Annotated in this window: 19 protein-coding genes; 17 read left to right on the forward strand and 2 right to left on the reverse strand. The window is 66.7% G+C overall.

Going from position 1 to position 23888, the window contains the following annotated elements:
* Positions 1 to 10 precede the first annotated feature (10 nt).
* The 14 genes from murD (at position 11) to ACZ60G_RS28510 (ending at position 16166) form a co-directional block, all read left to right on the forward strand.
* A complete protein-coding gene (gene murD, locus ACZ60G_RS28445) occupies positions 11 to 1456 on the forward strand; it encodes a UDP-N-acetylmuramoyl-L-alanine--D-glutamate ligase (RefSeq protein ID WP_465813731.1) in 1446 nt (481 codons plus the stop codon).
* Entirely contained in the window at positions 1453 to 2931 is a 1479-nt protein-coding gene (ftsW, locus tag ACZ60G_RS28450; protein WP_465813732.1) for a putative lipid II flippase FtsW, read from the forward strand. The genes murD and ftsW overlap by 4 nt, the downstream gene beginning before the upstream one ends.
* Positions 2928 to 4055 carry an undecaprenyldiphospho-muramoylpentapeptide beta-N-acetylglucosaminyltransferase gene (murG, locus tag ACZ60G_RS28455; RefSeq protein WP_465813733.1) on the forward strand — a complete coding sequence of 376 codons (1128 nt, stop codon included), beginning with the start codon at positions 2928 to 2930 and terminating at the stop codon, positions 4053 to 4055. Before ftsW ends, murG begins: the two co-directional genes overlap by 4 nt.
* A 92-nt stretch (positions 4056 to 4147) precedes the next feature.
* Positions 4148 to 5587 (forward strand): UDP-N-acetylmuramate--L-alanine ligase, encoded by a 1440-nt coding sequence (gene murC, locus ACZ60G_RS28460; RefSeq protein WP_465813843.1) that lies wholly within the window; start codon positions 4148 to 4150, stop codon positions 5585 to 5587.
* A 6-nt stretch (positions 5588 to 5593) separates the two neighbouring features.
* Positions 5594 to 6286 carry a cell division protein FtsQ/DivIB gene (locus tag ACZ60G_RS28465; protein ID WP_465813734.1) on the forward strand — a complete coding sequence of 231 codons (693 nt, stop codon included), beginning with the start codon at positions 5594 to 5596 and terminating at the stop codon, positions 6284 to 6286.
* A gap of 322 nt (positions 6287 to 6608) precedes the next feature.
* Positions 6609 to 7847, forward strand: coding sequence for a cell division protein FtsZ (gene ftsZ, locus ACZ60G_RS28470; protein WP_465813735.1), 1239 nt, complete (start codon positions 6609 to 6611; stop codon positions 7845 to 7847).
* 38 nt (positions 7848 to 7885) lie between these two features.
* The gene (gene pgeF / locus ACZ60G_RS28475) at positions 7886 to 8611 is read left to right on the forward strand and encodes a peptidoglycan editing factor PgeF (RefSeq protein ID WP_465813736.1); all 726 of its coding nucleotides are present in this window, start codon (positions 7886 to 7888) and stop codon (positions 8609 to 8611) included.
* A complete protein-coding gene (locus ACZ60G_RS28480; RefSeq protein ID WP_465813737.1) occupies positions 8608 to 9357 on the forward strand; it encodes a YggS family pyridoxal phosphate-dependent enzyme in 750 nt (249 codons plus the stop codon). The genes pgeF and ACZ60G_RS28480 overlap by 4 nt, the downstream gene beginning before the upstream one ends.
* A gap of 105 nt (positions 9358 to 9462) precedes the next feature.
* Complete coding sequence (locus ACZ60G_RS28485) at positions 9463 to 10239, forward strand: cell division protein SepF (protein ID WP_387294952.1); 777 nt, start codon at positions 9463 to 9465, stop codon at positions 10237 to 10239.
* An 89-nt stretch (positions 10240 to 10328) separates the two neighbouring features.
* Positions 10329 to 10619 carry a YggT family protein gene (locus ACZ60G_RS28490; RefSeq protein WP_040688811.1) on the forward strand — a complete coding sequence of 97 codons (291 nt, stop codon included), beginning with the start codon at positions 10329 to 10331 and terminating at the stop codon, positions 10617 to 10619.
* Between the two features lie 80 nt (positions 10620 to 10699).
* Positions 10700 to 11563: a DivIVA-like cell division protein Wag31 gene (gene wag31 / locus ACZ60G_RS28495; protein ID WP_063041947.1), complete on the forward strand. Its 864-nt coding sequence runs from the start codon at positions 10700 to 10702 to the stop codon at positions 11561 to 11563.
* 87 nt (positions 11564 to 11650) lie between these two features.
* Positions 11651 to 11851, forward strand: coding sequence for a hypothetical protein (locus tag ACZ60G_RS28500; protein ID WP_040688662.1), 201 nt, complete (start codon positions 11651 to 11653; stop codon positions 11849 to 11851).
* Positions 11852 to 12145: 294 nt separating this feature from the next.
* Positions 12146 to 15277, forward strand: a complete 3132-nt coding sequence (ileS, locus tag ACZ60G_RS28505) for an isoleucine--tRNA ligase (protein ID WP_465813738.1) — start codon at positions 12146 to 12148, stop codon at positions 15275 to 15277.
* Between the two features lie 394 nt (positions 15278 to 15671).
* Positions 15672 to 16166 (forward strand): NlpC/P60 family protein, encoded by a 495-nt coding sequence (locus ACZ60G_RS28510; RefSeq protein WP_465813739.1) that lies wholly within the window; start codon positions 15672 to 15674, stop codon positions 16164 to 16166.
* A 68-nt stretch (positions 16167 to 16234) separates the two neighbouring features.
* On the opposite strand, the gene ACZ60G_RS28515 is transcribed toward ACZ60G_RS28510, so the two are convergent.
* Positions 16235 to 17110: a UTP--glucose-1-phosphate uridylyltransferase gene (locus ACZ60G_RS28515; protein WP_327096879.1), complete on the reverse strand. Its 876-nt coding sequence runs from the start codon at positions 17108 to 17110 to the stop codon at positions 16235 to 16237.
* 366 nt (positions 17111 to 17476) lie between these two features.
* Here ACZ60G_RS28515 and ACZ60G_RS28520 point away from each other — a divergent pair, with 366 nt between their 5' ends.
* From ACZ60G_RS28520 to ACZ60G_RS28530, 3 genes are all read left to right on the forward strand, one after another.
* Positions 17477 to 18931: a DNA polymerase IV gene (locus tag ACZ60G_RS28520; RefSeq protein ID WP_465813845.1), complete on the forward strand. Its 1455-nt coding sequence runs from the start codon at positions 17477 to 17479 to the stop codon at positions 18929 to 18931.
* Between the two features lie 96 nt (positions 18932 to 19027).
* The gene (locus tag ACZ60G_RS28525) at positions 19028 to 19528 is read left to right on the forward strand and encodes a WKL family lipoprotein (RefSeq protein ID WP_063041935.1); all 501 of its coding nucleotides are present in this window, start codon (positions 19028 to 19030) and stop codon (positions 19526 to 19528) included.
* A gap of 119 nt (positions 19529 to 19647) precedes the next feature.
* Positions 19648 to 22911 (forward strand): arabinosyltransferase domain-containing protein, encoded by a 3264-nt coding sequence (locus ACZ60G_RS28530; RefSeq protein ID WP_465813740.1) that lies wholly within the window; start codon positions 19648 to 19650, stop codon positions 22909 to 22911.
* On the opposite strand, the gene ACZ60G_RS28535 is transcribed toward ACZ60G_RS28530, so the two are convergent.
* Positions 22908 to 23834, reverse strand: a complete 927-nt coding sequence (locus ACZ60G_RS28535; RefSeq protein WP_465813741.1) for an ADP-ribosylglycohydrolase family protein — start codon at positions 23832 to 23834, stop codon at positions 22908 to 22910. The genes ACZ60G_RS28530 and ACZ60G_RS28535 overlap by 4 nt on opposite strands.
* Positions 23835 to 23888 lie beyond the last annotated feature (54 nt).

Consider the following 23888-nt stretch of genomic DNA (forward strand, 5'->3'; position numbering starts at 1 on the left):
ACCGGGGCCTATGCTCGAATTCCTGCGTGGCCGTGACGTTCTGGTGGCCGGATGGGGCGTCTCGGGCCGCTCGTTGATCGAGCCGCTGCGCGATATCGGCGCGCGTCCGGTTGTCACCGACGGCGGTGCCGCCGCATTGGCCGAGGCGGCAGGGCTTGGTCTGGACATCGCGACCTGCACCGAACTGGAAGCCGCGGACTGGAGCCGCTTCGCACTGGTCATCACCAGCCCGGGCTGGCGGCCGGATTCGCCGGTGCTCGCCGCCGCGGTGACCGAGGGCACCCCGGTCTGGGGCGATGTCGAATTCGCCTGGTGGGTCGACCAGGCCAGGATCTACGGTCCGGTCCGCAAATGGCTGGTGGTGACCGGTACCAACGGCAAGACCACCACCACCTCGATGGTGCATTCGATCCTGCGCGCGGCCGGTATCGCCAGTGTCGCCTGCGGCAATATCGGACTGCCGATCCTGGATGCGCTGCGCCGCAATCCCGGTCCGCAGGTGCTGGCGGTCGAGCTGTCCTCGTTCCAATTGCATTGGGCGCCTTCGGTGCGGCCCGAGGCCGGTGTGGTGCTGAATGTGGCCGAGGATCACCTGGATTGGCACGGCGGCCTCGATGCCTACGCCGCCGCCAAGTCCAGGGCGCTCTACGGCCGAGTCGGTGTCGTCGGACTCGACGATCCGGTGGCCGCCTCGCTGGCCCGGCGCAGTAAAGCGCGCCGGACGGTCGGCTTCCGGATCGGTGTACCCGCCGACGGCGAACTCGGTGTCGTGGACGGCAAACTGCTCGACCGCGCCTTCACCAAGGCCGCCATCTTGGCCGAGGTCGGCGATATCAGCCCCAAGGGACCCGCCGGTGTCGCCGACGCACTCGCCGCCGCCGCGCTGACCAGGGCCATCGATGTGGCACCGCAATTCGTGCGGGAAGGCCTCATCGAGCACAAGGTCGGTCCGCACCGGGCCGCCTTCGTGCGCGAGGTGTCCGGTGTCGAATTCATCGATGACTCCAAGGCCACCAATCCGCATGCCGCTCGCTCATCGATTCTCGGTCACCCGCAGGTGGTTTGGATCGCAGGCGGGCAGTTGAAGGGTGCGTCGGTCGAGGATCTGGTCGATGAGATCGCCGATCGCCTCGTCGCCGCCGTGCTGATCGGGGCCGACGCGCCGGTGATCGCGGCCGCATTGGCGCGACACGCGCCCGAGGTCCCGGTTGTCGAGGTCCGCGCGCGAGACCATGCAGGAATGGGTGACGCTGCGATAGATGGGGCTGCGAGCGCCGACGCCGTGATGGCGCAGGCCGTGCGCGCCGCGGCCGGGTTCGCCCGCCCCGGGGACACCGTACTGCTGGCTCCGGCCGCGGCATCCTTGGACATGTTCGCCGACTACACCCACCGCGGGCGCAGTTTCGCCGCGGCGGTGGCCGCGCTGGAAGACGGTGACATCGGGCGGCATCTATGACCGAGACGACCCGGCGGAATCGGCTGGCGGCCACCAAATTCGGCGCCTGGCTGGCGCGCCCGCTCGCGTCGTTCCATCTCGTCGTCACGATCGCGACACTGCTGACGGTGCTCGGTCTGGTCATGGTGTTGTCGGCATCGAGCGTCGAGGCGTATGTCGACGGCGGGTCGGCGTATTCGCTGTTCATCCAGCAGGCCATGTTCGCCGCGATCGGCGCGGTGCTGTTCTATCTGGCACTGCGGATTTCGTTGCGCCGACTGCGGCAATGGTCGTTTCCGCTGTTCGCGATCTCGGTGCTGGCGCTGTTGCTGGTGCTGATTCCCGGCATCGGCTCCGAGGTGCAGGGCGCGCGGCGCTGGTTCTTCCTCGGGCCGGTCTCGGTGCAGCCATCGGAGATCGTGAAGGTGACGCTGGTGGTGTGGGGTGCGCATCTGCTCGCCTCGCGCCGCTCGGAACAGGCCGGCTTGAAGGACATTCTGGTGCCGCTGGTGCCTGCCGGTCTGCTGGTGTGTCTGCTCGTCGTGCTCGAGCCGAACCTGTCGACCACCATCGCGCTGGGCATCGTGCTCGCCGCACTGCTGTGGTTCGGCGGACTGCCGGTGCGGCTGTTCGTCACCATCGCGATTTCGGGCATGATCGCCGCGGGCATCCTCGCGCTGTCCGCCGGTTATCGCTCGGACCGGATGCGCGCCTTCTTCAATCCGGGCGACGATCCGCAGGGCATCAATTACCAAGCGCGCCAGGCGCTGTACTCGCTGGCCGACGGCGGGATCTGGGGTCGCGGCCTCGGCCAGAGCCGCGCCAAATGGCAGTACCTGCCGAACGCGCACAACGACTTCATCTTCGCCATCATCGGCGAGGAACTCGGATTCCTCGGCTGCGCACTGGTTCTGGGCCTGTTCGCACTGTTCGTCTATACCGGCCTGCGCATCGCGAGCCGTTCGGTCGATCCGTTCCTGCGGCTGCTCACCGCGACCGCGACAACCTGGATCACCGGCCAGGCGCTGATCAACATCGGCTACGTGGTCAACCTGCTCCCGGTGACCGGTCTGCAGCTGCCGCTGGTTTCGGCGGGCGGTTCGTCGCTGGCGATCACCCTGTTCATGTTCGGCATCATCGCCAATGCGGCCCGGCACGAGCCCGAGGCGATTTCGGCGCTGCAGGCCGGACAGGACGGCAGATTCAGCCGACTGCTGCGATTGCCCAAGCCGGAGGTGTACTCACCGGCGAAGGCGGACGCGGCACGTGCGCGCTCGGCCGCGGCCAAGGCCAAGGCGGCCGAACAGCGGGCGCGGGCCGAACGGGCCAAGGCCGACCGGGCGCGGGCCGCACTGCCGCAGGGGCGGCGCGGCCAGTCCGAATCCGGTCGACGCCGCGCGCCGGAGAGCCGGGGAACGAGTTCGCTGCGGGCGACCAGGGCATGGGAGCCGAGCTATCCGATAAACCATGCGAGAGATCGGGGAAGATCCAGGTGAGTGCGGAGCGACCCCGCAAACCACTGTCGGTGATCGTCGCGGGCGGTGGTACCGCGGGACATATCGAGCCCGCGCTGGCCGTCGCCGACGCGCTGCGGCGACTCGACGATTCGATCCGGGTCACCGCGCTCGGCACCGAACGCGGACTCGAGACCAAACTGGTGCCCGAACGCGGCTATCCGCTGGAGTTGATCCCGCCGGTGCCGTTGCCGCGCAAGCCGAGCGCGGATCTGCTGCGGCTGCCCGGCCGCGTCCGCGCCTCGGTGGCCAAGACCAGGGCGGTCATCGATGCGGTCGAGGCCGATGTGATCGTCGGCTTCGGCGGCTATGTCGCACTGCCCGCCTATCTCGCCGCGGGCCGTGGCGCGCTCGGCCGCAGGCGCGCGGTACCGGTGGTGGTGCACGAGGCGAATGCCAAGGCTGGGATCGCCAACAAGGTCGGCGCCAGGCGCGCGGCCAGAGTGCTTGCCGCCGTGCCCGATTCGGGTCTGGCCAAGGCCGAGGTCATCGGCATTCCGGTGCGCGGGTCCATTACCTCGCTGGATCGGGCCGCACTGCAGGCCGAGGCCCGTGCGCATTTCGGCCTGCCCGCCGAGGGGCCGGTCCTGCTCGTCTTCGGTGGCTCGCAGGGTGCGGTCTCGTTGAACAAGGCGATCTCCGGCGCGGCGCCACAGCTGGCCGCGGCGGGCGTCTCGGTGCTGCACGCGCACGGACCCAAGAACACCCTCGAGGTCGCGGAATCGGATGAGGGTGGGGGGCGGTATATCGCCGTGCCGTATCTTTCCCGGATGGACCTGGCCTATGCCGCCGCCGACGCGGTCGTCTGCCGCTCCGGCGCGATGACCGTCGCCGAGGTGTCTGCGGTCGGTCTGCCCGCGTTCTATGTACCGCTGCCGCACGGCAACGGTGAGCAGGAACTCAATGCCAGGCCGATCGTCCGCCAGGGGGGTGGCAGAATCGTCCCCGATGCCGAGCTGACCCCGAAATACGTGATCGACGAGGTGATACCTTTGCTGACCGACCACGCACGGCTGATCGAGATGAGCCTGTCCGCCGCAGGCGCCGGACACCGCGACGCCGCCGACGAGCTGGCGCGCATTGTCGTCGAGGTGAGCGGCCGGTGACCGCGGGAGCCGATGCCACCGAATCCGGGGCGGTCGAATCCGGCGCCGACGAGAAGCGCTCGGCCCTGCCGCCCGAATTGGCGCGCGTGCATATGGTCGGTATCGGCGGGGCTGGCATGTCCGGCATCGCCCGCATCCTGCTCTCGCGCGGTGGCTCGGTCTCCGGCTCGGATGCCAAGGAGAGCCGCGGTGTGCTCGCGCTGCGGGCCCGGGGCGCGCAGGTGCGCATCGGTCACGATGCCAGCGCCCTCGATCTGCTGCCCGGTGGCCCGACCGCGGTGGTCACCACCTATGCGGCCATCCCGAAGACCAATCCCGAACTGGTCGAGGCGAATCGGCGCGATATTCCGGTGCTGTTGCGTCCGGCCGTACTCGCCTCGCTGATGCAGGGACATCGCACGCTGCTGGTCTCCGGCACGCACGGTAAGACCTCGACCACGTCGATGCTGATCGTGTCGTTGCAGCACTGCGGATTCGATCCGTCCTTCGCGGTCGGCGGTGAACTCAACGAGGCGGGCACCAATGCCCACCACGGCACCGGCGAGATCTTCGTCGCCGAGGCCGACGAGAGCGACGGCTCGCTGCTGCAATACGACCCGGATGTCGCCGTGGTCACCAATATCGAATCCGATCACCTGGACTTCTTCGGCACCGATGAGGCCTATGTCCAGGTCTTCGATGATTTCGCCGACCGTCTCGGCCCCGGCGGGCTGCTGGTGGTGTGTCTGGACGATCCCGGTTCGCGGGCGCTGGCCGAGCGGGTCGGTGCGCGATTGGCGGAGAAGAACGTTCGGGTGCTCGGCTACGGGTCGGGTGAGCTGTCCGACGCGCCGGTGCCGGTTGGCGTGCGGCTGCACAGTTGGGAGCCGCGCGATGTCGGCGGCCTGGCCCAGTTCCAACTCGCCGATGAGGCCGCGCCGCGCACCCTGCGACTCGCGGTGCCCGGTCGGCATATGGCGCTCAACGCATTGGCCGCGCTGCTCGCCGCACGCGCCGCCGGTGCGGATATGGACGAAATCATCCAGGGGCTGGAGGGTTTCGGCGGTGTGCACCGCCGGTTCCAGTTCGTGGGCCGGGAAAACGGGGTGCGCGTTTTCGATGATTACGCCCACCACCCGACCGAGGTGCGCGCGGTACTCGGCGCGGCCGCGGAGCTGGTGCAGCAGGAGGCCCGCGACGGTGCGCGGTCTCGACAGGGCCGGGTCATCGTGGTGTTCCAACCGCACCTCTACAGCCGCACCGCCACCTTCGCCCAGGATTTCGGCGCGGCGCTGAGCCTCGCCGACGAGGTTGTCGTGCTCGATGTTTTCGGTGCGCGGGAGAAGCCGCTGCCCGGCGTCAACGGCGCACTCGTCGCCCAAGCCGTCACCAAACCCGTGCACTACCAGCCGGATATGTCGCGGGTCGGTCGTCAGGTCGCGGGTCTGGCACTGCCCGGCGATGTGGTGATCACCATGGGTGCGGGCGATGTGACGATGCTCGGCAGCCAGATTCTCGATGGGCTGCGAGCTCGTCCGCAATACGGGCGGTGACCCGCGATGCGAACCGCGGGTGACTGGTTCGACCGAGCACACCGGGGTCGCCTGCGCCTGTGGAGTTTGCTCGGCGTGTGCGTCCTTACCGTTGTCGTTGTACTGGCCTGGTTCACCCCGGTGCTTTCGGCGAGCACGGTCGAGATCGACGGTTTGGTCGCGGTGCCCGAGGAACAGGTGCGCGACAAACTCGAGATCCCATCCGGCCGCTCGATGTTGCGCATCGACACCGATGCGATGGCCCGGCGGGTGGCTGGCATTCCGAAAGTCCGCACCGCACGGGTGCAACGTGTATTTCCGTCCACCGTCAAGGTGACGGTGGTGGAGCGCACGCCAGTACTGTTCTGGGACAGTCCGCAAGGCGCGCATCTGCTGGATGCGGAGGGTGTCGAGTTCGCGATCGAAGAGGCGCCCATCGGCGTTCCGAAGCTCACCACCGAAGATCCCGGCGGCGATGATCCGGTCACCCGGGCCGCGGCCTCGGTTCTGTCGGTACTGCCCGCGGCGCTGGTCGTGCAGGTGGACGAGGTTGTCGCGCGGTCGATTTCGGATATTTCGCTGAACCTGGGCGACGGCCGCACGGTACTGTGGGGAGGAACTAATGACGCGGAACGCAAGGCGGCCGTGGTGATGCCGCTGTTGACCCGCGATGGAACGGTGTTCGATGTTTCGAGTCCGAATCTGGTCACGGTAAAGTGATCGATACCCATTGTGCCCAGGGGTTTTTCGATGGAACTGTGACCGCAGTGGGAACAGCCCAGCGAGACCGTGGGTTCGGGGGCAACCGTTCACGATACGACGTGTTGCGCGGCGAGACGAGAGGGATCACACAAGATTCTGTCAGTCGTTTCGGCGCGCCTGCGCGTCTATCGCGGCGGCTGCGAATAGCGTTCCGCAGCAGTCGGATACTTGACATAACGCTAACCCTGTGGTTGAGGTTTAGGGTTTGCCCAGACTGACACAGGCCGAATGTCGAGAACCCGAAAACGACAGACTTTAGATCGAAGGAAGGCGAGAGCCCATGACGCCCCCGCACAACTACCTTGCTGTGATCAAGGTCGTCGGCATCGGTGGCGGCGGCGTGAATGCCGTCAACCGGATGATCGAACAGGGACTCAAGGGAGTCGAGTTCATCGCGGTCAACACCGACGCGCAGGCGCTGCTGATGAGCGATGCCGACGTCAAGCTCGACGTCGGCCGTGAGCTCACGCGCGGTCTCGGCGCCGGTGCCGACCCTGAGGTCGGTCGCAAGGCCGCCGAGGATCACAAGGACGAGATCGAAGAGGTGCTCAAGGGCGCCGACATGGTCTTCGTCACCGCGGGTGAGGGCGGCGGTACCGGTACCGGTGGCGCACCCGTCGTCGCGAGCATCGCGCGCAAACTCGGCGCGCTCACCATAGGTGTGGTCACCAGGCCGTTCTCCTTCGAGGGCAAGCGCCGTGGCAACCAGGCCGAGGTGGGCATCAACCTGCTGCGCGAATCCTGCGACACGCTCATCGTCATCCCGAACGATCGGCTGCTGCAACTCGGCGATGCGGCGGTCAGCCTGATGGACGCCTTCCGCTCCGCCGATGAGGTGCTGCTCAACGGTGTGCAGGGCATTACCGACCTGATCACCACACCGGGTCTGATCAACGTCGACTTCGCCGACGTGAAAAGCGTGATGTCCGGCGCGGGCAGCGCTTTGATGGGTATCGGCTCGGCGCGCGGCGAGGGCCGTTCGGTCAAGGCCGCAGAATCGGCGATCAATTCGCCGCTGCTCGAGGCCTCGATGGATGGTGCGCACGGCGTACTGCTCTCGATCGCGGGCGGTTCGGATCTGGGTCTGTTCGAGATCAACGAGGCGGCCTCGCTGGTTCAGGAGGCCGCGCATATCGAGGCGAACATCATCTTCGGTACCGTCATCGACGATTCGCTCGGCGATGAGGTTCGCGTCACGGTGATCGCGGCCGGTTTCGACGGCGGCGGTCCGGCGAGGCGCACCTTCGAGGCGGGTCGCAGCGCGATCGGATCGGGTCGGGCCGGTGAGATCGGCCAGACCAGCCGGGCCAGCGAGATCGCCGCCGCTTCGCGTACCGAACCTGCTTCCGCCGCAGGTCAAACCAGCTCTACTCGGGGTGCGGTGCCCAGCTATCGGGATTCCGAGCGGGCGCGCACGCTGGCCGAGCCGACGGCAACGCACACTACGCGCTCGCATATCGAGCCGCCGGATTCCGATGACGACGACGATGTCGACGTGCCTTCGTTCATGCGTCGGTAGGAAGGCCCAACCCTCCGAGCACTACTAGGCTCGGAGGTATGACAGCGCCGACATTGACCGTTCGACGAGTGACGACCACTAGAGCGGGCGGTTTCTCGGCGCCGCCATACGATTCGTTCAATCTCGGGGATCACGTGGGGGACGACCCGGCGACCGTTCAGCGGAACCGGGACCGGCTGGCCGAGGGTATCGGCCTGACACCGGATCGGCTCGTGTGGATGGAACAGATCCACGGGCGCAATGTCGAAATCATCGATGGGCCATCGGATGCGCCGGTGCCCGCCACCGACGCACTGGTGACAACCGTGCCGGGGCTGGCACTGGTGGTGCTCACCGCGGACTGCGTACCGATCCTGCTATCCGATGACGAAGCAGGGGTGATCGCGGCCGTGCACGCCGGGCGAATCGGTGCGCGCATCGGCATCGTGCCGAGGGTCTTGGACGCGATGGTTTCGGCCGGCGCCCGCATCGAACGGATCGGAGCCTTCCTGGGTCCGGCCGCATCGGGTCGTCAATACGAGGTGCCCGCCGCGATGCGAGCCGATGTCGAGGCGCATCTGCCCGGCAGTGCGACAACCACCGTGCGCGGCACACCCGGACTCGACCTGCACGCCGGAATCAGGAGGCAGCTCACCGAAGCCGGAATCGGCGGGGTAGCCGTCGATCCGCGCTGCACGATCGAGGACAAGACGCTGTTCAGTCATCGCCGCGGCGCACCGACCGGGCGCATGGCCGGTGTCATCTGGATACAGGCCGACGCATGAGTACGGAATCGATTGCGGCCGAGGCCATGGACGGCCGGACCGCCGAACTCGCGGCGAATCTCGCCGATCTGAACAAGCGAATCGGTGCGGCTTGTCATGCGGCCGGGCGTGATCCGGACTCGGTGCGCCTGCTGCCCGTGACGAAGTTCTTCCCGGCCGCCGATATCGCCATCCTGCATCGCTTGGGCTGCAGGGAATTCGGCGAGTCCAGGGAGCAGGAGGCGACCGCGAAGGTCGCCGAACTGGCCGACCTCGCGGATGTGCGCTGGCACATGATCGGTCGGCTGCAGCGCAACAAGGCTCGGATCGTCGCGCGCTGGGCACATGTGGTGCACTCGGTCGACAGCGAACGCCTGGCAACGGCCCTTGACACCGCGGCGCAGGCAGCCTTGGACGCGGGGGAGCGCGGTGAACCGGTTAGCGTCTTGATACAGGTGAGCCTGGACGAGGATCCGGGTCGCGGTGGCGTCGCTTCGGAAGATCTTGCGGCACTGGCCGATCGGGTGGCCACCGCGCCGGGACTGCAGCTCGCGGGCCTGATGGCGATTCCCCCGCTCGACGCCGTGCCCGACGATGCTTTTGCACGCCTTGCGCATTTGCACTCGCTGGTACGCGCGGACCATCCGGAAGCGACCGAACTCTCCGCGGGCATGTCGAGTGATCTGGAATCGGCGATCGAACACGGTTCTACCTGTGTGCGTGTCGGTACCGCCTTGATGGGCGCTCGACCGATAACCTCGGCGTAGCAAAGAAACCTCATCAGTCACATTCGACACATATGCTGGGACTGGAGAGGACTGAGCAAGACTTCAACACCCGGCCGCCACCGGGGCCGAAGGAAGGTCTATGAAATGAGCACGCTGCACAAGTTCAAGGCGTACTTCGGCATGGTTCCGCTCGAGGATTACGAAGACGACTATGTCGCCGAACCGGCCCCCCGGGGTGTGGACGAGCGCGGCTCACGTCGTCCCCGGCCCCGTGACTATTCCGAGCGCGCCGGTTACGGCGCGGACCGCTATGCCGAAGACCGCTACGACGATGAGCCGGATTACCCTGAGCCGGCGTACAAGTCGCCGTACAAGGCGGGATACCCGGTGTCTCGGCGCGACGATTATGTCGACGAGCCCTATGTGGACGACCGCTATGACGCGCGGCCGCGTCCTACCAGGATCGATGCCGCGCCGGGCGCGTCCCGATTCCGTGCGGGCGGTAATGCGCCGATGCTGCGGGGAGCCACCAGGGGTGCGCTCGCCGTCGATCCCGAGGCCGAGGAGCGGCGACTGGAGGAGCGCGTGCGCCCCGAGCCCGCGCCCGCACGCCGGCCGGGGATCTTCGAGGACGGAGGTCCCTTGTCCAAGATCACGACGCTGCGCCCGCGCGACTACAGCGAGGCCCGCATCATCGGTGAGCGCTTCCGCGAGGGCAACCCGGTCATCATGGACCTGGTCGATCTGAGCAATGCCGACGCAAAGCGGCTGGTCGACTTCGCCGCCGGCCTCGCTTTCGCGCTGCGTGGCTCATTCGACAAGGTCGCGACCAAAGTGTTCCTGCTCTCACCGGCCGATGTCGACGTCTCGGCCGAAGAACGTCGCAGGATCGCCGAAACCGGCTTCTACAACCAGAAATAGCGCTGTGATCCGGGGGTTCTGTTAGACCCGTTGCGTATGGGGCGGTGTGGTCATTTTGCGCGACGCGGATTTTGGGGCAGAGTGAGGTCGTGGCCTTGTTTGCGGTGCTGTACTTCGTACTGTTCATCTTCTGGCTGTTGTTGATCAGCCGAGTGATCGTGGAGTTCATCCGCAGCTTTGCCCGAGACTGGCGCCCGAGCGGCTTCGTCGTCGTCATCCTCGAGGTGATCTTCACGATCACCGATCCTCCGGTGAAACTCCTGAGGCGGTTGATACCACCGGTGTCATTGGGAGGAATTCGGCTCGATCTGTCGATTATGGTCCTGCTTTTCGTCGTCTTCATCTCGATGACGTTTGTGGGCGGCCACGCCGACGGGTAGCCCTGGTGTGACAGAATGAACCGAGAAGATAGCTTGCTAGATCTGCTAGATCTCCAAAAGACGCGTGAAGGGATCCTTCCATGCCGCTGACCCCAGCCGATGTGCACAACGTCGCGTTCAGCAAACCGCCGATCGGGAAGCGGGGCTACAACGAGGATGAAGTAGATGCCTTCCTGGATCTCGTGGAGCAGGAGCTCTCGCGTCTGATCGAGGAGAACGCTGACCTGCGCCAGCGGGTTGCCGAACTCGATGCGGAACTGTCCGACGCCAAGAAAAATCGCGGTCCGGCCAATGCTGCCGCAGTGAAAGCACCGGTCCAGCAAGCCCCGCCGCCCCCACCCGAGCCCATCAAGCCGCCGGTGCAGCAGGCCCCGCCGCCGCCTCCGATGCCGGTCGCGGCACCGGTAGCCAAGGATGCGCCGAGCGCCGATGCGAACCTGCAGGCGGCCAAGGTGCTCAGCCTCGCCCAGGAGATGGCGGACCGGCTGACCAGCGATGCGAAGCTCGAAGCGGAGAACCTGCTTTCGAATGCGCGGGCCAATTCCGAACGCCTGGTCGGCGATGCGCGAACCCGCTCGGAAGCGATGATCGCCGATGCGCGGCAGAAGTCGGACGCGATGCTGTCGGATGCCCAGACCCGTTCGGACAACCAGCTACGGCAGGCCAAGGAGAAGGCCGACGCGCTGCAGGCCGATGCCGAGCGCAAGCACACCGAGATCATGGCCACCATCACCCAGCAGCGCAGCGTGCTGGAGAGCCGGATCGAGCAGCTCAAGACCTTCGAGCGGGAATACCGCGTGCGGCTGAAGTCGTACCTGGAATCCCAGCTCGAGGAGCTGGAGAACCGTGGCTCGGCGGTGCCGGTGGACGGCGGCGAGGCCTTCGTCGACGCCAATACCGCGAACAATCTCGCTCCCGCCTCGTTCGCCAAGGGCGCCAAGTAATCTCGTAGTAGAGAGATATCTCCGCTGTAGTTGCCGTTCGAGTAGCTAGAGGTACGCCGAGCCGCCTGGCATGCCTAGGGGGTCAAAATGCTCGTCTTGACGCTCGTCCTTGCGGCGATCGGGTTCGCCCTGCTAGTGGCCGCGCTGACCACCGGGTCGGTGCTGTGGGCCTGGGGGTGCATCCTCATCTGTATCGTGGGCGCTGTGCTGTTGCTGGTGAGCGCGCTTTCTATGCGCAGCTCCGATGGCGATGCCGCGCCGCCACCTGGTCGGCATGCCAAACGGTAATCGTGGGCCCGACAAACTGGTTTGACCGTTCTGGTTAGAATCAAACATGTAATCGGCGTAGATCCGGCCATCACCGGGGAGTCTTCGGAAGAACGGTGCGCGGGCCGCACTCAGTAGAACCGAACGGGTGAGCCCGTCACAGCTCGAAACGAGAGGTCCTGGTTGGTCGCGCGGATCGGCGCGCCGCCCGGACAAGCGGGGTGGTACCGCGGTTTCGACGCAACCGGCGTCGTCATCGTCCCCGTGCTGACACATACGCGCCACGGCGCGGCGGCACGAGGAGACGGATCCGCGATGGCGGACGAACCTTCCAGCAGCGCATACCCGCGCGTCGATCTGGGCGCTGGCAGCGGGTCATCCTTCCCCGACCTGGAACGTCGGGTACTCGACGCCTGGGCCACCGACAACACCTTCCGTGCCAGCATCGAGAACCGTTCGGGTGCGGCGGAGTTCGTCTTCTACGACGGACCACCGTTTGCCAACGGATTGCCACATTACGGACATCTGCTCACCGGGTACGTCAAGGATCTGGTCCCGCGTTTCCATACCATGCGCGGCAAGCAGGTCGATCGACGTTTCGGCTGGGACTGTCACGGACTGCCCGCGGAAATCGAAGCGGAAAAGCAGCTCGGTATCACGGACAAATCACAGATCGATGCCATGGGGCTCGCGGAATTCAACGCGGCCTGTAAATCATCGGTACTGCGCTACACCGGGGAATGGCGTAATTATGTGACGCGTCAGGCCCGTTGGGTGGACTTCGACAACGACTACAAGACGTTGGATCTCGACTTCATGGAGTCGGTGATGTGGGCGTTCAAGTCGCTGTACGACAAGGGCCTGATCTACCAGGGCTTCCGGGTGCTGCCCTACAGCTGGTACGAGCAGACTCCGCTGTCGAATCAGGAAAGCCGGCTCGACGACGCCTACAAGATGCGTCAGGATCCGGCCGTCACCGTGGATATGGTGCTGCGCGTGCCAGGTGAGCATCCGCTGCACGAACTCGACGGCGCGAACGCACTCATCTGGACCACCACGCCGTGGACGCTGCCGTCGAACCTCGCGATCGCGGTGCACCCGGATGTTCGCTACGTGCATATGCGCGGCGCGGACGGCAAGCGCTATCTGCTGGCCGCCGAGCGGGTCTCGCACTACGCTCGCGAATTCGGCGATGAGCCCGAGGTGCTCGGCGAGTTCGACGGCGCCGCCCTCGCGGATCTGTCCTACGCACCGCCGTTCGATTTCTTCGTCGGTCATCCCAACGCGCACCGCGTGCTGACCGCCGACTACGTGACCACCGACTCCGGCACCGGAATCGTGCACCTCGCACCGGCATTCGGTGAGGAGGATATGGATGTCGCCGGCGCCAACGGCATCGAACTCGTGCAGCCGCTGGATCCGGGTGGCAAGTTCACCTCGATGGTGCCGCCGTACGAGGGCCTGATGGTCTTCGACGCCAATCCGGTGATCATCAAGGACCTCAAGGCGGCCGGAAAGCTGCTGCGGCACGAGACGATCGAGCACTCCTACCCGCACAGCTGGCGCTCCGGCCAGCCGCTGATCTACATGGCGGTGCCGTCCTGGTTCGTTGCGGTGACCAAGTTCCGCGACCGGATGGTCGAGCTGAATCAGCAGATCACCTGGGTGCCCGAACACATCCGCGACGGACAGTTCGGCAAGTGGCTCGAGGGTGCGCGGGACTGGAATATCAGTCGTAATCGGTACTGGGGCAGCCCGATCCCGGTGTGGGTCTCCGATGATCCGGCCTACCCGCGCACCGATGTGTACGGCTCGCTGGAGGAGTTGGAGCGCGACTTCGGCGTGCGCCCGACCGATCTGCACCGGCCGAACATCGATGAGCTGACCCGGCCGAATCCCGACGATCCGACCGGGAAGTCGACCATGCGCCGGGTGCCGGAGGTGCTGGACTGCTGGTTCGAATCGGGTTCGATGCCGTATGCCCAGGTGCACTACCCGTTCGAGAACAAGGAGTGGTTCGACAGCCACTTCCCGGGCGATTTCATCGTCGAGTACAACGGGCAGACCCGCGGCTGGTTCTACAACCTGCACGTGCTCTCGACCGCGCTGTTCGACAGTCCGGCCTTCAAAACCGTTGCCGCGCACGGCATCGTGCTGGGTGACGACGGACTGAAGATGAGCAAGTCCAAGGGCAACTACCCGGATGTGAACGAGGTGTTCGACCGGGACGGCTCCGATGCGATGCGCTGGTTCCTGATGAGTTCGCCGATCCTGCGCGGCGGCAATCTCATCGTCACCGAGCGCGGCATCCGCGAGGGGATCGGGCATGCGCTGCGCCCGCTGTGGAACGCGTGGACCTTCCTGCAGCTCTACGCCTCGAAAACCGGTGTGTGGCGCACGGATTCGCCGCATGTGCTGGACCGCTACATCCTGGCCAAGCTGGCCGCGACGCGGGATGTGATGACCGAGGCGCTCGAGGTCTACGACATCGCGGGCGCCTGCGAGGAATTGCGTTCCTTCGCCGACGCGCTCACCAATTGGTATGTGCGCCGGTCGCGTTCGCGCTTCTGGGAGGAGGACCGGGATGCGGTCGACACACTGCACACGGTGCTCGAGATCGTCACCCGGCTGGCCGCGCCGCTGCTGCCGCTGATCTCGGAGGTGATCTGGCGCGGGCTCACCGGCGAGCAGTCGGTGCACCTGGCCGACTGGCCCAAGGAGGGTGAGCTGCCGGAGGATCCGGATCTGGTCGCTGCCATGGACGAGGTCCGGGTGGTCTGCTCGACGGTGCTGAGCCTGCGCAAGGCGCAGAACCTGCGGGTGCGCCTGCCGCTGGCCGAGGTCACCATCGCCGCGCCCGATGCCGAGCGGCTGCGGCCGTTCGCCGACATCATCGCCGATGAGGTCAACGTCAAGAAGGTCGACCTGACCACCGATGTCGCCGTGCACGGCCGTTTCGAGCTGGTCGTGAACGCCCGCGCCGCAGGCCCGCGCCTCGGCAAGGATGTGCAGACGGTGATCAAGGCGGTGAAGGCGGGCGAATGGTCCGAGAACGCCGCCGGTGTGGTCACCGCGGCCGGTATCGAACTGCTGCCGGAGGAGTACACCCAGCGCCTGGTCGCGGCCGAACCGGAGTCGACCGCGGCCCTGCCCGGCAATGCGGGGTTGGTCGTGCTCGATTCGGTGGTAACCGAGGAGCTCGAGGCCGAGGGCTGGGCCCGCGATGTGATCCGCGATCTGCAGGAGACACGAAAGTCACTGGGGCTGGACGTATCCGATCGCATCACCGTGGTGCTCGCGGTGCCCGACGATAAGCAGGTCTGGGCGCAGACCCATCGCGACCTCATCGCGGGCGAAATCCTCGCCACCGAGCTGACTTTCGGTGATCCAGGCGCGGATGCCGCCGACATCGTCGGTGGCGTGCGGGTATCGATCGCGAAGGTCTGACGCGGCGGGGCGGCTGGAACACGGCCGTTCGAACGGCAGTTGGGGCGGGATCTCGAGATCCCGCCCCAACTTGCGTCCATAGCCCTGCCTTGATGTGATGTAAATCACATGCCAAGAATTAGCTGATTCCCTTGTCGTGCTCGAACAATGCCCGGCACAATCGGCATGTTACTGCTGGTACACAGATCGACTTCTGTGACGGCAGTGAATGTTCGTGCTTGAACTGCTCTACCTGAAATACCTTGCGCCACATGCAGATATGTGCCTCAGCGCAGGTGCTGTGACGTGCGGTTCCATCCCCCCGATGACGAGGCCGGTACCGCGTGTTTGCCGGGTCGACGGAAGGGACGAGCATATGATCAGCGCGCACAAGAGGGCATTTCGCCGGATAGCTATGGGGTTTCTGGTATCGATCGTCGTGACGCTCGTCCTGGCCGGACCGGTGCGCGGTGATACCGGCAGCGCGTCCGGTTCGGGTAGTTCCGGCTCCGCATCCGGCAGTTCCGGCAGTTCCAGCGGGTCCGCGGCGCTGCCGCTGCCGAGTAGCGCCGGACTCGGCGCACTCACCGCGGCCTACACCCAGATCGGCAAACCCTACGAATGGGGCGCAACCGGCCCGTTCGCCTGGGACTGCTCGGGGCTGGTCCAGTGGGCGTTCCGACAGGTCGGGGTGAAGCTGCCGCGCACCACCTACGAGCAGGCCAAGGTCGGCGCGGCGGTGCCGTTCCGGGCCCTGTCACCGGGCGATGTCGTCATCCTCAATGACGACGCGTCACATGTCGGCATCTACGCGGGCCTCGGGCAGATCCTGGATGCACACGACTGGGGTGTTCCGGTCGGCCTGCACCCGCTCCGCGAGTTCGACATCTTTACGATCCGTCGTTTCTGATCGGATCGGTGCGTATCCGTCGACCAGCGCCGGTCGAGGATTGTCGCCCTGCCTAGTCGAACCCGCGCTCAGTCGACGAGCTGGCGCAGCAGCGGTCCGTACTGCGGATGCGCCAGTGCCGAGGCGAACTGCGCGACCAGATAGTCGGCCGGGTTGCCGGTGTCGTACCAGCGGCCCTGGATGACCTGGCCGAAGACCGGGTTGTCGGCGGCGTGCACATTGATCGCATCGGTGAGGTACACCTCGCCGGTGCGGTGTTCGTACCACTGCTCGGTCTGTCTGCGCAGTTCGCAGATGATGCCGGGGGTTACGACATAGCCGCCGATCGCGGCATAGTTCGACGGTGCGTCCTCGGGCTTCGGCTTTTCCCGCAGCCCGGTAATGCGCAGCAGGCCGTTGCCCTGGTCGTCCGCGACGACCGGGACGCCGTAGCGCTGGGATTCGGACGGATCCATCGGCATCAGCGCGAGCACCGGCGCGCCGGTCGCCTCATAGGCGTCGATCAGCTGCTGGGCGCGTGGCACCCCGGCGACGAAGACGTCGTCGGGCCACAGCACCAGCATCGGCTCGTCGCCGAGATTGCGGGCGGCATTGAGCACCGGGGTGCCGTTGCCGTAGGGCCCGTGCTGATCGAGGTAGGTGATATGCCCGAGCCGGGACAGCTCGCCGACCTCCTCCACCGCGTCGGCGTAGGCGTCCTTGCCGTCGGCGCGTAGCTGGGCCACCAGGGCCGGATTGGGGCGGAAATGATCCTGGATCAGGGATTTTCCGCTGCTGACCACGATGGTGATATCGGTGATTCCGGATGCGACCAGCTCGCGGACGGTGTGCTCGATGACCGGCTTATCGCCGACCGGCAGCATCTCCTTGGGGATGGCCTTGGTCAGCGGGAGCAGCCGGGAGCCGATTCCGGCGGCCGGTATCACGGCCTTGCGGATCTTCATGGTCCGATCATCACATACCGGAGCGGGTCCGAACCGGCGATCCCAATGCTTGGGCCGGGCATGTCGAGTCGGCAACATATCGGTATCGGACCTGGTCACGGATGGTTGGGCAGGGCAGAGCGCCGCGCTCGTCGCATCGTCGCACCGCAAAGTTCGATAGCAATCTCGCAGAAACTACGCGGCTGGCACTCAGGTTGCCTGCCGGTCCGCACAGGTTTATCCGGTGTTGCGCGGTGGGCTGACCTGTCGGTGGGGCGGCGTAGATTCCGGTGCGTGAGCACCGACAACACCGCTGTGGCCGCCTGGGGAGGCGCGGTGGGGGCCGCGTCCCTGCGCACGGCTCGGCGGTGGGTGCTGCATATCGATATGGATGCCTTCTTCGCTTCGGTCGAACAATTGACGCGGCCGACGCTGCGCGGGCGCCCGGTGCTGGTCGGCGGCACCGGTGGGCGCGGCGTGGTCGCGGGGGCGAGCTACGAGGCGCGGGTCTTCGGTGCGCGCTCGGCCATGCCGATGCATCAGGCGCGGCGATTGGTCGGGGTAACCGCGGTGGTGGTGCCGCCGCGCGGTGCGGTCTACAGCGTGGTCAGCGCGCGGGTATTCGACGCTCTGCGCAGCCGCATCCCGGTCCTGGAGACGCTGTCGTTCGACGAGGCGTTCGGTGAGCCCGCCGAGTTGGTGGGTGCGACCGTCGAGCAGGTGCGCGAATTCTGCGAGGAGTTGCGTGCGCTGGTTCGGGAGCGGACCGGGTTGGTCGCCTCGGTAGGTGCGGGTACCGGTAAGCAGCTGGCCAAGATCTCCTCCGGAATGGCCAAACCCGATGGGGTGCGAGTGGTTTCGCCGGATGAGCAGCGGCAACTGCTGGCCGGGCTGCCGGTGCGCAAGCTGTGGGGGATCGGTCCGGTGGCCGAGGGCCGCTTGCGTTCGCTCGGTATCGAGACCGTCGGCGCCTTCGCGGCGCTGCCGGAATCGGAGGCGGTGTCCATTCTCGGCGGCAGCGTCGGCGCGGCACTGCACCGGCTGGCCCGCGGCATCGACGACCGGCCGGTCACCGAGCGGGCCGAGGCCAAGCAGATCAGCGCCGAGAACACCTATGAGACCGATATCGTCACGATGGCTCAGCTGCGTCCGGCGATCGAGACCATGGCGGCGGCCGCGCACCGTCGTCTGGAGAAGGATGGGCGGGCCGCACGCACCGTGGTGCTGAAGCTGAAGAAATCCGATATGAGCATCGTGACCAGGTCGTTCACCCTGCCGTACGCGACGACCGAGCTGGCCACGCTGACGACGGCGGCGCAGCGCTCGGCCATTGATCCGGCCGAGCTCGGGCCGATCCGGCTGGTCGGAGTGGGTTACGGCGGGCTGTCGACGGTCCGGCAGGAGTCGCTGTTTCCGGAGTTGGATCAGGCGCCGGTCGCGGACGGCGGCGTCTGGGAGGGCGACACGCCGCACTCCGATGGTTGGGACGCACAGGTGGGGCTATCCGCAGCTGAGGACGGTGCCGTCGAGCTCGGCCCGGGTGCTTCGGTCGGGGCGGTAGGCGTCGAGGTGGGAGCAACCGCGACATCCCCGGTCGCCGCGACCACGCAGCCGAGCGTCGGTGCAGCTCAGGACGATTCGCCAGTGCGGAACACGACGCTGTGGTATCCAGGACTGGATGTCACGCACCCTGAATTCGGGCATGGATGGGTGCAGGGCGCCGGGCTCGGTGTGGTTACTGTTCGGTTCGAGACCAGCTCGACAGGGCCCGGTCCGGCGCGTACCTTTGCCGCCGACGACATCAGTCTGTCCCGGGCAGATCCGCTCGGCAGTCTCCACTGACAGGTAGCCTGGGTCATTCGTGCAGCGTCGCCGATTCGGGTGACGGCTGCCGTTGGTGGAACGACATGTACCTACTCGAACGCAAAGGACGAGCAGTTGAAGCTTCGTAAGACTGGACGCATCGCCATCGCCGCCCTGGCCGTCGTCGCCGCACTCGGCATGACCGCCTGCAGCGATGACAAAGACAGCAAGCCGGCCGCGAAGACCAGTACCAGCGCCAAGGCCTCGGCCGGCGCGAGCGCCACCAATCTGCCGCCGGTCCCCTCCGTCGCGGAACTGAACACGCAGCTGCAGCGTGCCCTGGATCCGTCGATCCCCAGTTCGGAGAAGCTCGACGGCGTGCAGGGCGCCGAGGCCGATCCGGAACTGCCGAACCGCCTCGCCGAGGCCGCCAAGGGCGCCAATGTCACTATCACGGTCACCGATGTGACCAGCTTCGGCGATAGCGTCAATGCCAAGGCCAAGGTCCTGCTCAACGGCCAGGAGAACATTATCGACGTGCCGTTCGTCGCGGAGAACGGCAAGTGGAAGATCCAGAAGGCCTGGGCCTGCACCATGCTGACCAACCTCGGCCAGCAGTCGGTGGCCTGCAGCTGATAGACCAGCGGTCGCGGCCGACCCGGTGTCGGCCGCGACAGCTGTGTGCTTGCTGTGAATCAATGCCGCACGCCGGCAAGAACTTTCGTTTGAAATAGTTACCGTTAGGATCAGGCCCCGTGGCTGACACGATGGTGTGGGCGGGGCAGCCGTCCGTCGAGGAACCCGAACTCGGGACGGCACAATCGAAGATGCGGAGGGGTTGGGCCGGGCCGATCGCGCTGATCGCGGGCCTGCTGGGCGCATTGTTCGCGGTGGCGGTGCCGCTGCTGCCGGTGCGGGTGGACGCGGCGACGCTGACCTGGCCGCACGCGGGTTCGGCGCGCAGCATCGAGGCGCCGCTGATCTCCTATGCGCCACTGACTTTCGACGCCACCCTGCCGTGCACGGCGATCAACCAGCTCAGCGCCAAGGGCGGAACTCTCGCGGCTACCGGACCCGATGGCGCGCCGGACCTCGAGCGCTACGGATTCGTCGCCCGCGTGCACGCCGGAGCCGACACTCCGGCGCGGCTGGATGTGGTGCTGCGCAATCAAGCATTGCTCAGCGTGCCGGTGGCCGAACTGGTTCCGGGCTGTGAACTCACCGTGCACGCCGACAACACCGGTGCGACCGCCACCCTGGTCGGATTCGAAGCGCCCGGATTCCCGGTGGTGCTCAATGGCGACTACCGGCCGCAGATGGTGGGCATCTTCAGTGATCTGGCCGCGGCCGACGGTGCCCGCGTCACTGCCGAACTCGACACCAGGTTCTCCTCGACGCCCACTCCGGTGAAGCGCGCGGCGATCTGGCTCGCGGTGCTGTGCACGATTGTGGCGCTGGTCGCGCTGTATCGGCTCGATCGGCTGGACGGTCGGCGGGTGCGTCGCTTCCTGCCGCAGCGCTGGTGGACATTCACGCTGCTCGATGCGGTGGTGCTGGGCACCATGGTGGTCTGGTACTTCATCGGGTCGACCACCTCCGATGACGGCTATCAGTTCGGTATGGCCCGTGCGTCGGGTGTCGCGGGCTACATGGCCAACTACTTCGCCTACTTCGGGGTGCCCGAAAATCCGGTCGGCACACCGTATTACGACCTGATCCGGATCATGACGGAGATCAGCACCGCCAGTCCGTGGGTGCGGCTGCCCGCGCTGTGCTGCGGTGTACTGATGTGGCTGCTGCTGAGCCGCGAGGTGGCGACCCGGCTCGGGGTCGCGATGCGAGGCAACCGCGTCGCGATGTGGACCGGTGCGCTCGGCTTTCTGACCATCTGGCTGGCCTACGACAACGGACTGCGCCCGGAACCGCCGGTCGCGCTGGGACTGCTGCTCACCTGGTGCCTGGTCGAGCGTGCCATTGCCACGCGGCGGCTGTTGCCCGCTGGATTCGCGATCCTGGTCGCGGCCTTCGCCTGTACGGCCGGGCCGTCGGGTGTGATCTGTATCGCGGCGCTGCTGGCGGGCTTGCGGCCGGTCGCGCGAATCATCATGGACCGCACCGGGGCTCGGGGATCAGTGCGCTCGCGGGTGGTCGGCTACGCCGGGCTGCTCGCCCCGCTGCTGGCCGCCGGTATGGTGGCGCTGGCGATCATGTTCGCCGATCAGCCGTTGGCGGCGATGTTCGAGATGAAGCGGATCCACCACATCGTCGGTCCGGATGTCGAATGGTTCAACGACTATCTGCGCTATCAGTACCTCTTCCAAGGAGAGACCGACGGCTCCGTCGGCCGCCGGATCGGTGTGCTCGCGATGTTGGCGGGGTTGATCGTGTGTGTCATCGTCCTGCTGCGCAAGGGCGGTCGGATTCCGCTGCTGGCCGCGGGGCCGACCCGGCGCATTCTCGGTGTCACCGTCGGTGCGCTGCTGCTGATCATGGTCACGCCGACCAAGTGGACCCATCACTTCGGTGTGTACGCGGGTGTGGCCGGTGCCGTCGCCATGGTGACCGCGATGGCCGTCGCGCCAAGGGTTTTGCGGGCGCCGCGCTATCGTGCGTTGTTCGCCGCGGTGGTGGCGTTCCTACTCGCGCTGGTGTTCTCCGGGCCCAACAAGTGGTGGTACGTCTCGTCTTACGGCATTCCGTGGTGGGACAAGCCGCCGGTGATCGCCGGTATCGAGCTCAACAAATTGTTCCTGCTCGCCGCCGCCGCACTGCTTGCCGTGGCCGCGTGGTGGCATGTGCGGTCACCGGAACCCGGTACCCCGCATCGGGTTTCGCGTCTAGCGTGGCGGGTGTCGGTGCTGCCGCCGCTGACCATCGCGCTGGCGCTGCTCGTGATCTGGGATGTCGGCTCCTTCGCCAAGGCGGCCGTGGCCCAGGGGCCTGCGTTCTCGCTGGCGCGTTCGAATATCGAAGCGCTCACCGGGAAGACGGCAGGTCTGGCCGGTCATGTACTGGTGGAGACCGATCCGAATGCGGGCATGCTGCGGCCCCTGACCGGCGATGCGGTGAGCACGCTGTCGGGCACCGGCACCGGATTCACCGGTTCGGGTGTGGCCGCCGATTTGCGCCCCGACGACGATTCGAGTCCGACCGGCAGTATCGCCGACGCATTGAGCAGTAAGTCCGCCTCGGAGAACACCGCCGGAACCGCCACCGCCGCACTGCCTTTCGGGCTGAACCCGGCGACCACGCCGGTGCTGGGCAGCTACGGCTCCGGTGACGCGGGCCCCGCCGATCTGACCACGGGTTGGTACCGGCTTCCGGAACCCGGTGACCGCGATGGCATTATCGCGCTGACCGCGGCGGGCCGGATCCGCTCGGTCGACGCCGACGGCATCGTCACGCAGGGGCAGACCCTCGAAATCGAATACGGTGCAACCGATTCCGAGACCACCGCACAGCCCATGGGCAAGGTCGCACCGATCGATATCGGACCGGCGCCGTCCTGGCGCAACCTGCGCGTACCGTTCAGCGAAATCCCCAGCGGCGCGGATGTCATCCGGATCGTCGCCGTGGACCGCGACCGCAATCCCAAGCAGTGGCTGGCCGTGACCCCGCCCCGGGTGCCGCAGACCAGAACGCTGAACGATGTTGTCGGCTCACAGGTCCCGGTTCTCACCGACTGGATGGTGGGCCTGCAATTCCCCAACCAGCGCCCCTACGACCACCGCGACAATATCGCCGAAATCCCGGCCTACCGTATCCTTCCGGACCGTCCGGGTGCCGAGATCACCACCCTCTGGCAGAGCCACGACGGCGGCGGGCCGCTCGGCTGGTCCAATATGCTCCTGCGTCCCCGCACCCTGGCCACCTACCTGGATCAGGACTGGCGGCGAGACTGGGGCGAACTCCAGCAACTGGTCCGCATCGATCTCAAGGCCGACCCCGCGAAACCCGAAATCACCCAGCAGGACCACTCCGGTCTCTGGACGCCGGGCCACATCAACACGTCGTACTAGCGGTTGCTGCTGTTGGTCGCTATGCGGGTGGCCAAGGCAGTCAGGTCGGTGGCGGTGAAGCCCGGGTAGCCGTGCAGGAGTCGACGCCATTGGTGCGGGATGGCGGTGGCGCCCCAGCGGGCGCCGAGGAGGCCGCCCGCGATGGCGGCGGTGGTGTCGGTGTCGCCGCCCGCGCGGACACAGAGTTCGAGTGCGCGCGGGAGGTGGTCCGGATCCGAGGCGTCGGCGGTGGTGATGGCCCACCAGGCGGTCTGGAGGGCGTGCACGACCCAGCCGTTATTCGAAAAGTCTTGCGGGCCACCGGCTTCGGCCTGGTCGAGCAGGTGGGTCCAGTAGGCGGCGCTCGGCGAGGCGTCGACGAACTGGCGGACACCGTCGAGGGTTCCGGTGAGCACGGCGTGCCGGATACCGTAGGTCCAGATCTTGCAGGCCTCGATCGCCTGCTGGTCGTGATGGGTGAGCGCGCCGATCGCACCGGCCATGCGGACGCATTCGTCCGCATCGCCGAGATAGGCGAGGGCGACAGGGGCGGTGCGCATCAGGGAACCGTTGCCGCCGGTCTTGCCGTGCAAGGACATTGCCTGTACCTGCATCTCCCGGGCCGAGCGCGGGCGCACCGAGAGCACGGCGCGGGTCTGGATGCCGATATCCGGTGGATCGGAATCGAACCACTGGACGAATCCGGCTGCCACCTCGTCGAGATCGATGCCGGGGCCCTTATCGGCGGCCAGTGCGATGGTGATCGCCATCGATGTGTCATCGGTCCACTGTCCCGGCGCCCACCGGCACGGCCCGCCGCCGATCATCTCGATCGCGACTTGCGTTCCCGGCCACGTGAATTCGTAGCCCGCCCCGAGCGCATCGCCCGCCGCGGTGCCGAGCAGCACACCCGCCGCTCGATCCAGTTGCGCATCGTCCAGCATCAAGAAACCTTCCGCCGCCTGCGGTTTTCGCGGTCAATGTACCCGAGGACATGG

It is taken from the genome of Nocardia sp. NPDC102475, from assembly GCF_055584605.1.

Excerpts from the sequence above, each read along its gene's own strand:
- murD (WP_465813731.1), top strand. The coding sequence starts at position 11 with ATGCTCGAATTCCTGCGTGGCCGTGACGTTCTGGTGGCCGGATGGGGC.
- murC (WP_465813843.1), top strand. The coding sequence starts at position 4,148 with ATGGTCGGTATCGGCGGGGCTGGCATGTCCGGCATCGCCCGCATCCTG.
- ACZ60G_RS28520 (WP_465813845.1), top strand. The coding sequence starts at position 17,477 with ATGGATGCCTTCTTCGCTTCGGTCGAACAATTGACGCGGCCGACGCTG.
- ACZ60G_RS28515 (WP_327096879.1), bottom strand. The coding sequence starts at position 17,110 with ATGAAGATCCGCAAGGCCGTGATACCGGCCGCCGGAATCGGCTCCCGG.
- ACZ60G_RS28535 (WP_465813741.1), bottom strand. The coding sequence starts at position 23,834 with ATGCTGGACGATGCGCAACTGGATCGAGCGGCGGGTGTGCTGCTCGGC.
- ACZ60G_RS28485 (WP_387294952.1), top strand. The coding sequence starts at position 9,463 with ATGAGCACGCTGCACAAGTTCAAGGCGTACTTCGGCATGGTTCCGCTC.
- ACZ60G_RS28465 (WP_465813734.1), top strand. The coding sequence starts at position 5,594 with ATGCGAACCGCGGGTGACTGGTTCGACCGAGCACACCGGGGTCGCCTG.
- ftsW (WP_465813732.1), top strand. The coding sequence starts at position 1,453 with ATGACCGAGACGACCCGGCGGAATCGGCTGGCGGCCACCAAATTCGGC.
- pgeF (WP_465813736.1), top strand. The coding sequence starts at position 7,886 with ATGACAGCGCCGACATTGACCGTTCGACGAGTGACGACCACTAGAGCG.
- ACZ60G_RS28510 (WP_465813739.1), top strand. The coding sequence starts at position 15,672 with ATGGGGTTTCTGGTATCGATCGTCGTGACGCTCGTCCTGGCCGGACCG.
- ACZ60G_RS28500 (WP_040688662.1), top strand. The coding sequence starts at position 11,651 with ATGCTCGTCTTGACGCTCGTCCTTGCGGCGATCGGGTTCGCCCTGCTA.
- ftsZ (WP_465813735.1), top strand. The coding sequence starts at position 6,609 with ATGACGCCCCCGCACAACTACCTTGCTGTGATCAAGGTCGTCGGCATC.
- ACZ60G_RS28480 (WP_465813737.1), top strand. The coding sequence starts at position 8,608 with ATGAGTACGGAATCGATTGCGGCCGAGGCCATGGACGGCCGGACCGCC.
- wag31 (WP_063041947.1), top strand. The coding sequence starts at position 10,700 with ATGCCGCTGACCCCAGCCGATGTGCACAACGTCGCGTTCAGCAAACCG.
- ileS (WP_465813738.1), top strand. The coding sequence starts at position 12,146 with ATGGCGGACGAACCTTCCAGCAGCGCATACCCGCGCGTCGATCTGGGC.